The organism is Streptomyces sp. NPDC090077 (genome assembly GCF_044747545.1).
Taxonomy (GTDB): Bacteria; Actinomycetota; Actinomycetes; order Streptomycetales; family Streptomycetaceae; genus Streptomyces.
In genome coordinates, this window is record NZ_JBIVEG010000012.1 from 1 (window position 1) to 15,912 (window position 15,912).

Genomic DNA, 15,912 nt, shown 5'->3' on the forward strand with positions numbered 1-15,912 from the left:
GCCGGTGGGTCGTCTGCGGGTGCGTTGCCGCTGCGCGGAGGCCGGTTCCCCTACCCGCCCTTCCCCCGTTCCCCGGGCTGCGCCCGGACCCCTTCGGGGGGCTCCGCCCCCAGACCCCCGCGCCTCAAACGCCGGCGGGGCTGGATGTATCCAGCCCCGCCGGGAGCCATCGGCTACGCGATGCGGTCCAGGACGATCGGGTTCGCCGAGAACGCGGTGCCCGCGGGGGCGATGTCGTGCGAGCCCTCCAGGGAGGCCAGGGCGTACTCGAACTTCTCCGGGGTGTCCGTGTGCAGGGTCATCAGCGGCTGGCCGGCCGTGACCGTGTCGCCCGGCTTCGCGTGCAGCTCGATGCCCGCGCCCGCCTGGACCGGGTCCTCCTTGCGGGCGCGGCCCGCGCCCAGGCGCCAGGCGCCGACGCCGACCGCGTACGCGTCGAGGCGGGTCAGGACGCCGGAGGCGGAGGCGGTGACCACGTGCTGCTCGCGGGCGACCGGCAGGGCCGCGTCCGGGTCGCCGCCCTGGGCGGAGATCATCCGGCGCCACACGTCCATGGCGGAGCCGTCGGCGAGGGCCTTCGCCGGGTCGGCGTCCTTGATGCCCGCGGCCGTCAGCATCTCCTGCGCGAGGGCGATGGTCAGCTCGACCACGTCGGACGGGCCGCCGCCGGCCAGGACCTCGACGGACTCGCGGACCTCAAGGGCGTTGCCCGCGGTGAGGCCGAGCGGGGTGGACATGTCGGTGAGCAGGGCGATCGTCTTGACGCCGCTGTCGGTGCCGAGGGCCACCATGGTGGAGGCGAGCTCGCGGGCGTCCTCGATGTTCTTCATGAAGGCGCCGGAGCCGACCTTCACGTCGAGGACGAGGGAGCCGGTGCCTTCGGCGATCTTCTTCGACATGATCGAGGAGGCGATCAGCGGGATGGCCTCGACGGTGCCGGTGACGTCGCGCAGGGCGTAGAGCTTCTTGTCCGCCGGGGCCAGGCCGTCGCCGGCGGCGCAGATGACGGCGCCGGTGGTGTCGAGGACGTTCAGCATCTCCTCGTTGGAGAGCAGGGCCCGCCAGCCGGGGATGGACTCCAGCTTGTCGAGGGTGCCGCCGGTGTGGCCGAGGCCGCGGCCGGACAGCTGCGGCACGGCCGCGCCGCAGGCGGCGACGAGCGGCGCCAGCGGGAGGGTGATCTTGTCGCCGACGCCGCCGGTGGAGTGCTTGTCGGCGGTCGGGCGGGAGAGGGAGTCGAAGTTCATCCGCTCGCCGGAGGCGATCATCGCGGCGGTCCAGCGGGCGATCTCGGCCCGGTTCATGCCGTTGAGCAGAATGGCCATCGCGAGCGCCGACATCTGCTCGTCGGCGACGATCCCGCGGGTGTAGGCGTCGATGACCCAGTCGATCTGCTCGGGGCTCAGCTCACCGCGGTCCCGCTTGGTCCGGATGACGGAGATGACGTCCATGAGGTGACTTCCTTCTACGCGCATAGAGATGAGGGAGGGAGGTTCAAGGGGGGTTCAAGGGAGGTTCAGGGGGACTTCGAGGCGGGGCGGGAGCGGCGACGGCCCTCCGCCCGGCAGGGCGGAGGGCCGTCGTGCGGCTATCTCAGGTGGTCGGGCCCGAAGGCCTGCGGCAGCATCGCGCTCAGCGGCAGGATCCCGTCCGGTGTCTCCACCAGGAGCTCCGGGCCGCCGAACTCGTAGAGCAGCTGGCGGCAGCGCCCGCACGGTACGAGGATCTCGCCCTTGCCGTCCACGCACGTGAAGTGCGTGAGCCGGCCGCCGCCGGTGGCCTGGAGGGAGGAGACCAGGCCGCACTCGGCGCACAGGCCGAGTCCGTAGCTCGCGTTCTCGACGTTGCAGCCGGTGACGGTCCGGCCGTCGTCCACCCGGGCGGCGACCCCGACCGGGAAGCCCGAGTAGGGGGCGTACGCCCGGGTCATCGCGTCCCGGGCGGCCGTCCGCAGGGCTTCCCAGTCCACCGCCGGAGCCGGGGTCACTTGCCCTGGCCCTTGCGGTACGGCATGCCGTCCGCCTTCGGCATCCGCAGGCGCTGCGCCGACAGGGCGAGCACGAGCAGCGTGGTGACGTACGGGGCGGCGTCCACGAACTGGCTGGGCACCTGGTCGGTGGCGATGTACCAGGCGAAGAGACCGGCGGCGCAGACGGCGGCGATGCCGGCCTGGAGGTACTTCTTCTTGTACAGCTGCCAGCCGACGGAGATCACCAGGAGGATGGCGATCAGCAGCAGCATCGCGTGGACGTTCTCGGCACCGCCGCGCAGCTTGAGGCTGTCGGTGAAGCCGAAGAGGCCCGCGCCCAGCGCCATGCCGCCGGGCATCCAGTTGCCGAAGATCATCGCGGCGAGACCGATGTAGCCGCGGCCGCCGGTCTGGCCCTCCTGGTAGATGCCGGTGGAGACGATCGCGAGGAACGCGCCGCCGAGGCCGGCCAGGCCGCCGGAGACGACCACGGCGATGTACTTGTACTTGTAGACGTTGACGCCGAGGGACTCCGCCGCGACCGGGTTCTCACCGCAGGAGCGCAGGCGCAGGCCGAAGGCGGTGCGCCACAGCACCCACCAGGTGGCGGGGATCAGCAGCACGGCGACGATGGTCAGCAGCGACAGGTGGGTGACCAGGCCGCCGAGGACGCCTGCGATGTCCGAGACGAGGAACCAGTGCTTGGCCTGGAGGCTTTCCAGGCCGCTGGAGAGTCCCGGGATGGTGATCTCGGTGATGGGCTCGATGCGCGGGGACTGCTTGGAGGAGCCGCCCTCGGCCTTGTCGAAGGTGAAGTTCGACAGGTACTGGGTGAAGCCGGTCGCCAGGATCGTCACGGCCACACCGGAGACGATGTGGTTGACGTTGAAGGTGACGGTGATGATCGCGTGCAGCAGGCCGCCGAGGGCGCCGCCGACGATGCCCAGGACGACGCCCGTCCAGGGGCCCCACTGGTAGCCGGCCCAGGCGCCGAACCAGGTGCCGAGGATCATCATGCCTTCGAGGCCGATGTTGACCACGCCGGCCCGCTCGGCCCAGAGGCCGCCGAGGCCCGCGAGGCCGATCGGCACGGCGAGCTGGAGGGCTCCGGAGACCTGGCCGACGGAGGTCAGGTCGTTCGCGCCGGAGATGACCCGGACCAGCGAGACCAGCGCGAGGCCACCCGCGATGATCAGCAGGATCCAGGGCAGGGTGAGCTTGCGGCGGCCGCCCGGCTTGGGCGCGGCTTTCGTCGTGGAAACGGTGCTGGCGCTCACGCCGCGACCTCCTTCTCGGTCTTGATGGCGTGGCCGGCGGCCAGCTCCTCGCCGACCTTCTGCTGCTGGCGGCGGATGCCGTAGCGGCGGACGAGCTCGTAGCTGACGACCACGGCGACCACGATGAGGCCCTTCATGATCGTGCCGATTTCCTTGGCGTAGCCGGCCGTGTCGAGGCCGGCGGAGGCCTTGTCGATGAACGCGATCAGCAGCGCGGCGAAGAAGATGCCGACCGGGTTGTTGCGGCCGAGCAGCGCGATGGTGATGCCGGTGAAGCCGATGCCCGCCGGGAAGGACAGGTTGTACGTGTGGGACTCGCCGAGCAGCAGCGGCATGCTGACCAGACCGGCGACGGCGCCCGAGAGCAGCATCGAGGTCATGATCATCTTCTTGGCGTCCACGCCGGAGGCCTGGGCGGCGGACTCGCTGGCGCCGGTGGCGCGCAGGTCGAAGCCGAACCGGGTGCGGTTGAGGACGAACCAGTAGACGACGCCCAGCGCGAAGGCGATGAAGGTGAAGCCGTAGATCTCCAGGCCGTCACTGAGCTCGACGCCCGGGAACCAGCCCGACTCCGGGATGTCGCCGGTGGTCAGGTCGTTGGAGCCGACGGGCTGCACGCCGAGGTTCTTGGGCAGGATCAGCCAGGCGATCAGCGAGGTCGCGATGGCGTTGAGCATGATCGTCGAGACGACCTCGCTGACGCCGCGCTTGGCCTTGAGGATGCCCGCGATGCCGGACCAGAAGGCGCCGACGAGCATGGCGACGAGCACGATCACCAGGATGTGCAGCGGGCCGGGCAGCGTCACCGCCGCGCCGACCAGGGCGCTGACCATCGCGGCGAGGCGGTACTGGCCGTCCACACCGATGTTGAAGAGGTTCATCCGGAAGCCGATGGCGACGGCCAGGGCTGCCAGGTAGTACGTGCCGGCCTGGTTCACGATGAGGACCTGGACGTCCTCGTAACCGGCCTGCTCGATCATGATGCGCAGCGGCTCGATCGGGTCGACGCCCGACGCGGCCAGCACGATCATGCTGAGTACGAATGCGCTGACCAGTGCCAGCGCGGGTCCGGCGAAGCCGAGGAGCAGCCGGTCCTTGTCGAATTTCTTCATCGGGCCTCGTCCTCCGTCGTGTCGCCGGCGGCGTCGGCGGAGTGGTCGTCAGTGGCTTCCAGGTGCCCGGTGGCGGCGCCGGTCATGGCGGTGCCGAGCTCCTCGGGGGTGATCGTCGCCGGGTCGGCGTCCGCGACCAGGCGGCCGCGGTAGATGACGCGGAGCGTGTCGGACAGGCCGATCAGCTCGTCCAGGTCGGCGGAGATCAGCAGCACGGCGAGGCCCTCGCGGCGGGCCTCGCGGATCGCGTCCCAGATCTGCGCCTGCGCGCCGACGTCCACACCGCGCGTGGGGTGGGCGGCGATGAGGAACTTCGGGTTGTGGCTCATCTCGCGGCCGACGATCAGCTTCTGCTGGTTGCCGCCGGAGAGCGAGGCCGCGGTGACGTCGATGCCGGGCGTGCGGACGTCGTACTCGCGCACGATCCGCTCGGTGTCCTTGCGGGCGGCCTTCGGGTCGAGGATGCCCTTCTTGGAGTTGGGCGCCTCGGTGACGTGGCCGAGGATGCGGTTCTCCCAGAGCGGGGACTCCAGCAGCAGGCCGTGGCGGTGGCGGTCCTCGGGGATGTACCCGATGCCGCCCTCGCGGCGCTTGCGCACCGGCATCTTGGTGATGTCGTTGCCGTCGAGGCTGATGACGCCCGCGTCGGGGCTGATCATGCCCATCAGGGCCTCGATCAGTTCCGTCTGGCCGTTGCCCTCGACACCGGCGATGCCGAGGACCTCGCCCTTGTGGATCGTGAAGGTGATCCCGTCGAGCAGCAGGCGGCCGGCCACGGCGGGCTCGCGCAGGTCGGTGTCGGAGTCGCCGAGCTCGGGGACGGAGGTCTCGGGCGTGACGACGGCACCCGCGTCGGCGACGGTCAGGCCGTCGACCTTCAGCATGGGGGTCGTGGTGACCGTGGACTCGCGGGTCTCCGGCGAGGGCAGCTCGCTGCCGACCATCAGCTCGGCGAGCTGCTTGGTCGTCGCGGTCTTCGGGTCGGCGGTGCCGACCGTGGTGCCGCGGCGGATGACGGTGATGTCGTCGGCGACCTTCAGGATCTCGCCGAGCTTGTGCGAGATGAAGATGACCGTGAGGCCCTCGGCCTTGAGCTCGCGCAGGTTGTCGAAGAGCGCGTCCACTTCCTGCGGCACGAGCACGGCGGTCGGCTCGTCGAGGATGAGGGTCTTGGCGCCGCGGTAGAGGACCTTGAGGATCTCCACGCGCTGGCGGTCGGCGACACCGAGGTCCTCGATCAGGGCGTCGGGGCGCACGCCGAGGCCGTACGCGTCCGAGATCTCCTTGATCTTCTTGCGGGCCTTGGAGCCGATGCCGTAGAGCTTCTCGCCGCCGAGGACGACGTTCTCCAGGACGGTGAGGTTGTCGGCGAGCATGAAGTGCTGGTGCACCATGCCGATGCCGCGGGCGATGGCCTCACCGGGGTTGTTGAAGGAGACCTGCTCCCCGTCGATGGCGATGGTGCCCTCGTCCGGCTTCTGCATGCCGTAGAGGATCTTCATCAGGGTCGACTTGCCGGCACCGTTCTCGCCGATGAGGGCGTGGACCGTGCCCTTGCGGACGGAGATGGCGATGTCCTTGTTGGCGACGACGCCGGGGAAACGCTTGGTGATGCCGTGCAGTTCTACGGCGAGAGGGGGGCTGGACGCGTTGATGACGCACTCTCCTTGGCGCGGAAGGAGCTGGAAAGCCAAGTGGCTCGGCAGGAGGACAGGGCGGTGAGAGAAGGTATCGCGTCCACGATGCCTCTACGCGCGTAGCACTGTCGGAAGTGAAAACTTGCGGCCAACTGGCCACAAGTGGTCACGGACTGGAGAAGCGGAGACGCGGTGCGGGGTCCGGTGCGGTAGAGACCGCATCCGGACCCCGGAGACCGCGACTAGTCGTCAGACAGGGCCGTTACGGCGTGGTCTTGACGGTGATCTTCTTCGCGATGATGTCGGCCTTCGCCTTGTCCACCGCGGCGATCAGCTCGGCCATGTTCTTGTACTCGGGGTTGGAGTCGGCCAGGCCGACGCCGTCCTTGTCCAGGCCGTAGCGGACCTCGCCGGACTCCGGCTTGCCGTCCTTGACCGACTTGATCAGGTTGTAGACCGCGTCGGACACGTCCTTGGTGACCGAGGTCAGGATCTTGTCCTTGTACTTCGACAGACCGGCCTGGTTGTACTGGTCGGAGTCGACGCCGATGGCCCACTTGCCGGAGGTCGCGGCGGCCTCGATGGCGCCCGAGCCGGCGAGGCCGGCGGCGGCGTAGATCACGTCGGCGCCACCGTCGATCTGGCCCTTGGCAGCGGCCTTGCCCAGGTCGGGCTTGGCGAAGCCACCGAAGTCCGGCGGCTGGGAGAGGTACTTGCTCAGTACCTTGGCGTTGGGGTTGGTGTCCTTGACGCCCTGGGTGAAGCCCGCCTCGAACTTCTTGATCAGCGGAACCTCGACACCGCCGATGAAGCCGACCGTGCCGCTCTTCGACGCCTTGGCGGCGGCGACGCCGGCCAGGTAGGAGCCCTGCTCCTCGTTGAAGACCAGGTTCGCGATGTTCTTCTCGGTCACCGAGGTGTCGTCGATGATGCCGAACGTGGTGTTCGGGAACTTCGCCGCGACCTTCTTGATGGCCGGCGCGTAGGCGAAGCCGACGCCGATGACCGGGTTGTTGCCCTTGCGGGCCAGCTCGGTGAGGCGCTGGACCTTGTCGGCCTCGCTCTCGCCCTCGGTGGGCTCCGCCTCGGCGCCCTTGATCTTCAGGTCCTTCTCGGCCTTCTCGAGGCCCGCGAAGGCGGCGTCGTTGAACGACTGGTCACCACGACCGCCGATGTCGTACGCAATGGCCGCACCGGCGGCCGAGGACGACGCGCTGCCGTCGGAAGAGGGGCTGTCCGAGGACTTCTTTCCGCCACAGGCGGTGGCCGAGAGGGCCAGCGCCGCGGACGCGATGCCCACGGTGGCGATCCTGGTGATCCGGCGCAAGGGGAGGCTCCTTCAAAACCTGACCGAAGCGCCACGACCGGCGCTGGTTTCGCGGCGATCGTAACGCGCGTAGATGTCAGTTAAAGGCCCGTTCATGAGTCGTTATCGGATCGTCGCGAACCGGACAGTGACCGATTGGTAACGGGACAAGCGTCCAGCCCTTGTGTACCAAGGGCCGGACGCCGCCGACAGGAGGCCCGCCGGTGCTGTATGGAGCTTTACCCGATCTTTGACGTGACGGCCGTATTGCGGCGTCCGTCGAGGAGCGCGGCGGCGGTGAAGAACTCGACGCCGTAGCCGATCGAGGACTCGTCGACGTCGAAGTCGCCCCGGTGCAGGTCCCGCTTGGCGGTGTCGCCGGGGCGCCGGACGCCGAGGCGGGCCATGGCTCCGGGGACGTGCTCCAGGTACCAGGAGAAGTCCTCGCCGCCGAGGCTCTGCTCGGTGTCCTCCACCGACTCGGAGCCGCGCCGGGCGCCCATGGCCTCCCGGAGCAGTTCGGTCACCCCCGGGTCGTTGACCACCGGCGGAACGCCGCGCACGTGGTTGATCTCGAACTTGGCCCCGTGCATCGTGGCGACCTCGTCGATCGCCGCGTGGATCATGTCCGGGGCCTCGTACCAGGCGTTCAGGTCCAGGCAGCGGACCGTGCCGGACAGCTCGGCGTGCATCGGGATGACGTTGCAGGCGTGCCCGGACTCGATCCGGCCCCAGGTGACCGACATGCCCGAGCGGGCGTCCATCCGGCGGGCCAGCAGGGCCGGCACGTCCACGGCGACCCGCGCGGCGGCCGTCACCATGTCGGTGGTCAGGTGCGGGCGGGCGGTGTGGCCGCCCGCCCCTTCGAGGGTGACCTCCAGGCGGTCGCAGGCCGAGGTGATGGCGCCGGTCCGCAGACCGATCTTCCCCGCGTCGACCCGGGGGTCGCAGTGCACCGCGATGATCTTGCCGATGCCGTCCAGCACCCCGGACTCGATGGCCTCGGTCGCCCCGCCCGGCAGCACCTCCTCGGCCGGCTGGAACAGCAGCCGCACCGGCCGGGGCAGCAGGCCCTGGCGGTCGAGCTCGGCGAGCACCAGGCCGGCACCGAGGACGACGGTGGTGTGCACGTCGTGGCCGCAGGCGTGGGCGCGGTCCGGGTAGGTGGAGCGGTACGAGACGTGCGTCTTGGCGTCCGGGATGGGCAGGGCGTCGATGTCCGCGCGCAGGGCCAGCATCGGCCGTCCCCCGTCCCAGGTGCCGACGTCACAGATGAGCCCGGTGCCGGACTTCAGGACGCGTGGTCGCAGGCCCGCCTTCTCCAGCCGGGCCTTGATCGCCGCGGTGGTACGGAACTCCTGGTGTCCTAGCTCGGGGTGCATGTGCAAGTCCCGGCGGAAGGCGATCAGTTCGGCACGGAGCCGGTCCGGCAGCGTGCCGGGCAGCTCGGGCCGGACGGGCGTGCCGGGCAGGGCGGTCTGGGGCTCGCGGGACATCAACTGGTTCACCCGTTGAAGGGTAGGCGCACGGATGGGTCAACTGTCCGGAGATCACCAAAAGTTCATGCCCTTAGGGGAAAGAAAAGCGGCCTCTGGACGCATGACCGGTTGCGGCCGGGGGTAAACTCGCGCGCTCATCCGGCCGCGGGAGCGCTCCGTGCGGGGAGTCTGCGCACATCACGGGCGGTGTCGGTGACGCCCGCGAGGAAGCCGCGGGCCCGGGGCGAGGCGCCGGGCGCGAGCCAGGCGGGGTCGATACCGCATACGGCCACCGTCACGCCAGTGCCGGTGAGGGCGTAGGGCAGCGTGTGGACGACCGTGGACGGAAAGCTGACGATCGTACGTCCCACCGGTCCCCGACGGGCGATCAGCTCCAGCGGCAGGTCCGGCCGTACGATCTCCAGCCCGGTCGCCTCGCTCAGCGCGCGCAGCTTCTCCGGCGTCTCCCGGCGGTGCGCGAAGTACCGGGTCACGCCGTGCTCGCGGGTCAGGGCGCGGACGGCCTCCAGGTAGCGCACCGGGTCGACGACGCCGGTCTCCACGAGGGAGGTACCGACGAGGTCGGTGCCCCTGGTCAGGCGGGGCGGGCCGAAGCGGGCGCGGGTCCAGGCGAAGTCGTTGACCCGCAGTTCGGTCCCCGGCAGCGGGGTGACCGGCATCGAGGTGAACAGCTCGACGCGCCGCCCCTCCCCCGGCCGCAGCCGGCGCCGGGCCGCGCCGGACACCGGTGCGTACGCGAGTTCCCGCGCCCGGGACAGGGGGCCGCCGCCGGTGCGGTGCCAGCGGCGCAGCCGCTCGCCGCGGCCGAGCTGGGCGACGAACTCCATGGTGGCGGTGCCGTCGTCGACGACGACGAGTTCGGTGGCGGCCGCGGCCGGGGTCAGCAGCAGCTGGACGAAGCGGGAGAAGGGGTCGCCGACCACGATCCGCTCGGCGCGGCGGACGGCCGGGCCGAGGGCGGCCAGGGCGCGCAGGGGGGCGCCGGAGCCGCCGCGGGCCTCCTGCCAGTGGACGGCGTACCCCTCGTCGCGGGCGATCCCGGCGACCCGGCGCAGCTGTCCCCGGGACATCGGGTCGGTGGGCGGCAGGACGACGATGCGCAGCCGGTCGGCGACCGTGCGCGGGTCGGGCCGGTGGCGCCCGGCGCGGGGGCCGGGCTGGGCCGGGACGGCGGCCAGCAGGGGCTCGCGCCCGCGCCGGGTGTGTGCCCACTCCAGCACGTTGAGGAGCTGGACCGGGCTCTCCACGAGGGCCAGGGTGGGGGCGGAAGGGGTCACCGCGTACTCCGCTCGGGGGAGGGGTGGGGCCGGACGGCTCAGACGGCTGCCGGGGCGGGGAGGGCGCCCTGGACCCGGCGGAGCTTCTTCATGGGGCCGAGTTCGGAGGCGTAGACGCGCTTGACGCCGTCGCCGAGGGCGGTCTCGATGGTGCGGATGTCGCGGACCAGGCGGGCCAGGCCGCCGGGCTCGACGGAGGCGGCCTGGTCGGAGCCCCACATGGCGCGGTCGAGGGTGATGTGCCGTTCGACGAAGGCGGCGCCGAGGGCGACGGCGGCCAGGGTGGTCTGGAGGCCCGTCTCGTGGCCGGAGTAGCCGATCGGGACGTTGGGGTACTCCTCCTGGAGCGTGTTGATGACGCGCAGGTTGAGCTCCTCGGCCTTGGCCGGGTAGGTCGAGGTGGCGTGGCAGAGCAGGATGTTGTCGCTGCCGAGCACCTCGACGGCGTGCCGGATCTGCTTCGGGGTGGACATGCCGGTGGAGAGGACGACGGTGCGGCCGGTGGCGCGCAGGGTGCGCAGCAGTTCGTCGTCGGTGAGGCAGGCGGAGGCCACCTTGTGGGCGGGCGGGTCGAACTTCTCCAGGAAGGCGACGGCCTCGGTGTCCCAGGGGGAGGCGAACCAGGTGATGCCCCGCTTGGCGCAGTGCTCGTCGATGGCGAGGTAGTCGGCTTCGCCGAACTCGACGCGGTGGCGGTAGTCGATGTACGTCATCCGGCCCCAGGGGGTGTCGCGTTCCACGTCCCACTGGTCGCGGGGGGTGCAGATCTCGGGCGTGCGCTTCTGGAACTTGACGGCGTCGCATCCGGCTTCGGCGGCGGCGTCGATCAGGGCGAAGGCGGTGCCGAGGTCGCCGTTGTGGTTGATGCCGATCTCGCCGACGACGTAGACGGGCCGGCCGGGGCCGGCGACGCGCGGGCCGAAGGTGCGGAGGCGGGGTTCGGTGGTGGCGACCGTCATGGCGGGTGGTGTCCTTCGCTGGGTGCGTGGGGTGGGGTGCGGGGCGTCGTGCGCGGTGTCTTCGGGGGTGTCGAACAGGGGCGCGAGGAGGCGGGCGCGGGCCAGGTCGTGCGGGTCGTCGATCTCCAGGACGCGGGCCGGGTCGGCGGGGACGGGGAGGGTGCGTCCGAAGAAGCGGTGCCGGGCGGCGCGGAAGCCGGCGGCGGTCATGGCGTACGCCGCGCCGGTCTCCAGGAGTTCCTCGGGGCGGTCCTGGCGGCGGGGGCGGTACGAGGCCTCGTGGTTGACCCCGCTCCCGGAGCCGTCGGCGGCGCGGCGCCAGAGGAAGCCGTGGAAGGGGGCGGCGGTCAGGGCGGAGTCGGCGGTGCCGGAGGCCACGGCGGCGGCGACGGACTCGACGTCGGGTCCGGTGAGGAAGGGGCTGGTGCACTGGACCAGGAGGACCACGTCCACGGTGAGGGAGTGCAGCTCCTCGAAGGCGTCCAGGGCGTGGAGGACGGCGGCCTCGCTGGTGGCGGTGTCCCCGGAGAGGGCGGCCGGGCGGGCGACCACGTGGGCCCCGGCGGCGCGGGCGGCGGCGGCCACGGAACCGGAGTCGGTGGAGACCACCACGTCGGTGACGGTGGGTGCGGCCCGGCAGGCGGCCACCGCGCGGGCGACGAGGGGGATCCCGCCGACGGGCGCGGTGTTCTTCCCCGGCACCCCCTTGGACCCGCCCCGGGCCGGGATCACCGCGAGCACCCGGCGGGGCGCCGGGCCGGCGGGGTCGCGGGGGCTCACAGCTCCCCCAGCCTGCGGATGACCGGGGCCACCCGCTGGACCCCGTGCCGGTAGGCGCCGCGGGCGGCCTCGCGCAGGTGGGCCCGCAGCCACCGCCGGGCCGCCGACCCGTCCCTGCGGACGGCGCCCGGCAGCGGGGTCCCGTCGGGGGCGAGGTGCTGGCGGGCCAGGATCCCGGGGAGGTACCCGGGAGCGGTGGCGAGCGTGTAGTACGGGTCCACGGGCGCCAGCGGCCCGCCCGCGAGCAGCCCGCCGAGGCGCTGCCGCGCGGCGGCGTAGGGGTCGGCGGGGACGGCGGGCTCCGGCCCGGCTCCGGCGGGCCCGGCGGACCCGGGCCGGGCGGACGCCGTGGCGGCGGCGTCCGGCACCGCGGGATCCGCGGCAGCGGCGGGATCCGCAGCTGCGGCGAGCCGGACGGCGGGCTTCGGCCCGGCTCCGGCGGGGTCGGGGGCGGCGGGCCCGGCTCCGGCGGGCCCGGTCGGAGCGGGCGCCGTGGCGGTGGGATCCGTGCCGGTGGCCGGCAGGGCGGCGGCGGGACGGCGGGGGGACGGGACGCCGTGGGCGGTCATCCAGGCGGGGTCGCCCTGCGGGAGCAGTCCCGCGTCCAGGTGGTCCCACGAGGTCAGGCAGCCGGAGCCGAGGAAGTGCTGGTTGCCCAGGGCCTCGCGGATGCCGAGGTCGGTCAGGACGGCGGTCGGGATGCCCCGGTGCAGGGATTCCAGGGCCGCCGTGGAGGACACCGTGACCAGCAGGTCGGCGGTGTCCAGCACCTCGCCCATGTGCCCGTAGACCAGGCGGCAGTTCGGCGGGAGTCCGCCCGGGAGGCGCTCGGCGAGGCGCTGGTAGGGGTGCTCCTCCAGGTGGGTGGTGTGCTCCCCGGGCCGGCTGCGGAGTTTGACCAGCACCTCGCGGTCCGGGTGCAGCCGCGCGTGCCGGGCGGCCCGGCCCAGCAGGTAGCTGCGGTCGGAGCGGCCCTCCGGTACGGACGGCTGGACCGCGAAGACCACCCGGTGGGTGCGGTTCCCGGCGGGGGCGTGCGGCGCCCCGTCCAGGAAGGGAAGGGCCGTCTCGGTGACGGCGTCCGCGGCGGCGCCGACCCCCTCGTAGACGGCGCGGAAGCGGGCGGCGTCGTGGCGCGAGTTGGCGAGGACCAGGTCGGCCCCGTGCCGCAGCAGCAGCCCGTCGGCGAGCTTCTCGTACACGACCCCGACGTAGCCGGTGACGAACACCGGCCGGGCTGCGGGCTCCGGCCACAGGGCGCGGGCCCCGTGCAGCACGGCCTGGACGGCGCCGCCGACGAGGGCGAGGACGACCACGTCGTACCGTTCGCGTCCGCCCGCGATCTCCGCGAGGAACTCGGCGCAGGTCACCTCCGCCGGCGCGGCGTCCGCTCCGACGCCCGCCTCGCCGAGCTGGCGGGCGGTGGGGGTGGCCCGGCCGCGCAGCAGGTAGCCGGTGACCCGGGGGGTCCCGGGGGCGAGGCGGCGGGCGGTGAGGGCGCCCCATTTCCAGCGTGTGTCGGAATCGGCGAGTACGGCGATACGTTGATCGTCCCGGCTGCTTCTGAATGGCACTGGCACCCGGCAGAAGCTATTCCGCATTTCCGGTGTTCGGCCCAACGAGCGCACAACGGCGGGTTAACAACCCGTCGACGAAATGCGAAAGCGCCCGGGTTAACGCGCCCGCCCCGTTTCGTTCACATGGAATCCGCGTCCGGGCCACGGTGAATGACCGGGTGCGTCCTATTGTCTCGCGGGTGCTCAAGCTCTCTGTTGTCGTGCCGTTCTACAACGTGCAGACATACGCGCCCGACGCCCTGAAGAGTCTCGAACTGAACGCCCGCGGGGATTTCGAGTTCCTGCTGGTCGACGACCGTTCCACGGACGGGACCCCCGAGCTGCTGGAGCGTGCGGCGGCCGGCGGGCTGCCGGGGGCGGTGCACCTCAGACGGGACCGCAACGGCGGGCTGGCCACCGCCCGCAACACGGGGCTGGACGCGGCGCGCGGGGAGTACATCGCCTTCCTGGACGGGGACGACTGGCTGGCGCCGGGCCACCTGGCCCGCACCCTGGCCGCCATCGAGGCGCTGGGCTGCGACTTCGTACGCACCGACCACGTCCAGGTGACGGGCCGGACGCGCACGGTGCAGCGGGTGCCGTACGGGCCGGAGGGGGTGGTGGGCGATCCGCGCGCGGGGATCCTGCCGGTCTCGCGGGCCACGGCGGTGGACTATCCGTACGCCTGGGCGGGGATGTACCACCGGCGGCTGCTGGACCGGGGGCTGCTGCACTTCACCGAGGGGCTGCGCACGGCGGAGGACCGGCCGTGGATCTGGCGGCTGCACCGGGAGGCCGCCTCCTTCGCCGCGGTGGGCCTGCCGGGGGTGTTCTACCGGCGGGGCATTTCCACCTCGTTGACGCAGATCGGCGACGAGCGCCAGCTCGATTTCATTCGCGCATTCGACCAGGTCCTCGCGGACGTGGCGACCGACCGGGAATACGAACTGTTGATCCCCAAGGCCGTCCGAACATATTGCGCAATCATCGCGCACCACATCGGGTCCAGCGAGAGGTTCGAACCGGCCGTGGCGAAAAAACTCCGCATCATGAGCACGGCGGCGCTCGGCCGCATGCCCGCGCCGGTACTGGACCGGGTCATCGGCTCCATGGACGCCGAACGTTCCGCCCTGCTGCGGGGTCTGCGCCGCCGGCGGCGGGCCGCGGGGGCCCACGCGGCGGGGGCGGCCTCGTGAACGTCACCCAGCTCTTCCTCGCCTCCACCCTCTACGGGGCCGCCACCCTCGCCGCCGCCGTCGACTCCGGCGCCCTCCCGCCGGCCGGCCGGCGGATCCTGCTGACCAGCAACCACTCGCTCACCCCCGAGATCACCCCGGGCCTCGACGCCCTCCCCGGCTTCGGCGCACTGCGCACCCGCTTCGACGAGGTCCTCGACTGGAACGCGGTGATCGCCCCGCAGCACCCCAGCACCTGGGCCCCGCGCCCGGAGGACGTGCCGATGTGGGAGCGGCAGCTGCGCGCGCTGTGGGGGCTGGGGTCGGACCGGGTCGAGCTGGTCGTGGAGTCCCTCCAGGTGCCGCCCGCGCAGAGCCTGTGCCGGCTGTTCCCCGGGGCGGCCGTCGACGTCTACGCCGACGGGCTCATGTCGTACGGGCCCACCCGCTTCCGGCTCGACCCGCAGATCGGCATGCGGGTGCGCCGGGTGCTGCACCCCGACCTGGTCCCGGGGCTGGAGCCGCTGCTGCTGACGGAGTTCGGGGTGCGCGGGGAGGTGGTCCCGGCGACCGCGCTGCTGAAGGTCCTGGCGGAGCTCGCGGACCTGCCCGGGGTGGCGGACGCCGGCTACCAGCCGCGCGAGGAGGAACCGCCCGCCCTGCTGCTGGGCCAGTACCTGTCGGCGCTGGACCTGATGTCCCCCGACGAGGAGGAGGAACTGCACGCCGACATGGTGCGCGGGGCCTTCGAGTGGGGCCACCGGGAGCTGGTGTTCAAGCCGCATCCGAGCGCCCCGGCGGCGTACTGGAGGCGGGCGCGGGCCGAGGCCGAGCGGCTGGGGGCGCGGCTGACGGTGCTGGACGCGCCGGTACCGGCCGAGGTCCTGTACCAGCGGCTGCGCCCGGCCCTGGTGGCGGGCTGCTTCTCGACCGGGCTGCTGACGGCGCGGGCGCTGTACGGGATTCCGGTGGCGCGTACCGGGACGGCGGCGCTGCTGGCGCGCCTGGCCCCGTACCAGAACAGCAACCGGATCCCGCTGACGCTGGTGGACGCGCTGGTCCCGGACCTGCACGGGCCGGCGCAGGACCCGCCGGCGGACCTGGCCGGGCTGGTCGTGGCGGTGGGCTTCACGATGCAGCCCAAGGTGCTGGCCGGGCGCCGGGCGGAGGCCGAGGCCCACCTCGCGCGGCACCTGACCCCGCACACCCGCCGCTACTTCGGCCGCCGCCGGCTGACCGTGCTGGGGCTGCCGGGCGGGATCCCGGCGCAGCTGTCGTTCCTGCCGCGGAGCCCGGCCGTCCGGCGGACGGTGCACCGGCTGCGCCGGAAGCTGGGCGGACGGCTGGGCTGAGGGCCGGGCCGGG

12 protein-coding genes and 1 pseudogene are annotated in these 15,912 nt (G+C 72.4%); 2 read left to right on the plus strand and 11 right to left on the minus strand.

All coding sequences use genetic code 11. The annotated features are described in order from the left end of the window. Window positions 1-173: 173 nt before the first annotated feature. The 11 genes and pseudogenes from ACIPW5_RS20615 to ACIPW5_RS20665 form a co-directional block, all read right to left on the minus strand. Window positions 174-1,451 (minus strand): thymidine phosphorylase, encoded by a 1,278-nt coding sequence (locus tag ACIPW5_RS20615; protein ID WP_401246723.1) that lies wholly within the window; start codon window positions 1,449-1,451, stop codon window positions 174-176. A 137-nt stretch (window positions 1,452-1,588) separates the two neighbouring features. Then, window positions 1,589-1,987, minus strand: coding sequence for a cytidine deaminase (locus ACIPW5_RS20620; RefSeq protein ID WP_401246726.1), 399 nt, complete (start codon window positions 1,985-1,987; stop codon window positions 1,589-1,591). Continuing rightward, window positions 1,984-3,246, minus strand: coding sequence for an ABC transporter permease (locus ACIPW5_RS20625; protein ID WP_401246729.1), 1,263 nt, complete (start codon window positions 3,244-3,246; stop codon window positions 1,984-1,986). The genes ACIPW5_RS20620 and ACIPW5_RS20625 overlap by 4 nt, the downstream gene beginning before the upstream one ends. After that, window positions 3,243-4,358 (minus strand): ABC transporter permease, encoded by a 1,116-nt coding sequence (locus ACIPW5_RS20630; protein ID WP_401246731.1) that lies wholly within the window; start codon window positions 4,356-4,358, stop codon window positions 3,243-3,245. Before ACIPW5_RS20630 ends, ACIPW5_RS20625 begins: the two co-directional genes overlap by 4 nt. Continuing rightward, window positions 4,355-6,013: an ABC transporter ATP-binding protein gene (locus ACIPW5_RS20635; RefSeq protein ID WP_401247205.1), complete on the minus strand. Its 1,659-nt coding sequence runs from the start codon at window positions 6,011-6,013 to the stop codon at window positions 4,355-4,357. Before ACIPW5_RS20635 ends, ACIPW5_RS20630 begins: the two co-directional genes overlap by 4 nt. A gap of 244 nt (window positions 6,014-6,257) precedes the next feature. Continuing rightward, a complete protein-coding gene (locus tag ACIPW5_RS20640; RefSeq protein WP_401246734.1) occupies window positions 6,258-7,322 on the minus strand; it encodes a BMP family protein in 1,065 nt (354 codons plus the stop codon). 218 nt (window positions 7,323-7,540) lie between these two features. Beyond that, a complete protein-coding gene (locus tag ACIPW5_RS20645; RefSeq protein ID WP_401247207.1) occupies window positions 7,541-8,797 on the minus strand; it encodes an amidohydrolase in 1,257 nt (418 codons plus the stop codon). 137 nt (window positions 8,798-8,934) lie between these two features. Next, window positions 8,935-10,077 carry a hypothetical protein gene (locus ACIPW5_RS20650; RefSeq protein WP_401246737.1) on the minus strand — a complete coding sequence of 381 codons (1,143 nt, stop codon included), beginning with the start codon at window positions 10,075-10,077 and terminating at the stop codon, window positions 8,935-8,937. Between the two features lie 38 nt (window positions 10,078-10,115). Then, window positions 10,116-11,036: an N-acetylneuraminate synthase family protein gene (locus tag ACIPW5_RS20655; RefSeq protein WP_401247210.1), complete on the minus strand. Its 921-nt coding sequence runs from the start codon at window positions 11,034-11,036 to the stop codon at window positions 10,116-10,118. Between the two features lie 381 nt (window positions 11,037-11,417). Next, window positions 11,418-11,909 (minus strand): annotated as a pseudogene (locus ACIPW5_RS20660) (cytidylyltransferase domain-containing protein); the annotation flags it as partial. Beyond that, window positions 11,813-13,417, minus strand: a complete 1,605-nt coding sequence (locus ACIPW5_RS20665; protein ID WP_401246740.1) for a DUF6716 putative glycosyltransferase — start codon at window positions 13,415-13,417, stop codon at window positions 11,813-11,815. The pseudogene ACIPW5_RS20660 and the gene ACIPW5_RS20665, both read right to left, overlap by 97 nt. Window positions 13,418-13,572: 155 nt before the next feature. Here ACIPW5_RS20665 and ACIPW5_RS20670 point away from each other — a divergent pair, with 155 nt between their 5' ends. Both ACIPW5_RS20670 and ACIPW5_RS20675 read left to right on the plus strand, forming a co-directional pair. Next, the gene (locus ACIPW5_RS20670; protein WP_401246743.1) at window positions 13,573-14,568 is read left to right on the plus strand and encodes a glycosyltransferase family 2 protein; all 996 of its coding nucleotides are present in this window, start codon (window positions 13,573-13,575) and stop codon (window positions 14,566-14,568) included. After that, window positions 14,565-15,899: a polysialyltransferase family glycosyltransferase gene (locus tag ACIPW5_RS20675; RefSeq protein WP_401246745.1), complete on the plus strand. Its 1,335-nt coding sequence runs from the start codon at window positions 14,565-14,567 to the stop codon at window positions 15,897-15,899. Before ACIPW5_RS20670 ends, ACIPW5_RS20675 begins: the two co-directional genes overlap by 4 nt. Window positions 15,900-15,912 lie beyond the last annotated feature (13 nt).

Bases quoted from the DNA above. Each gene is read 5' to 3' on its own strand.
- ACIPW5_RS20615 (WP_401246723.1), bottom strand. From the start codon at position 1,451: ATGGACGTCATCTCCGTCATCCGGACCAAGCGGGACCGCGGTGAGCTG.
- ACIPW5_RS20630 (WP_401246731.1), bottom strand. From the start codon at position 4,358: ATGAAGAAATTCGACAAGGACCGGCTGCTCCTCGGCTTCGCCGGACCC.
- ACIPW5_RS20645 (WP_401247207.1), bottom strand. From the start codon at position 8,797: ATGTCCCGCGAGCCCCAGACCGCCCTGCCCGGCACGCCCGTCCGGCCC.
- ACIPW5_RS20655 (WP_401247210.1), bottom strand. From the start codon at position 11,036: ATGACGGTCGCCACCACCGAACCCCGCCTCCGCACCTTCGGCCCGCGC.
- ACIPW5_RS20665 (WP_401246740.1), bottom strand. From the start codon at position 13,417: ATGCGGAATAGCTTCTGCCGGGTGCCAGTGCCATTCAGAAGCAGCCGG.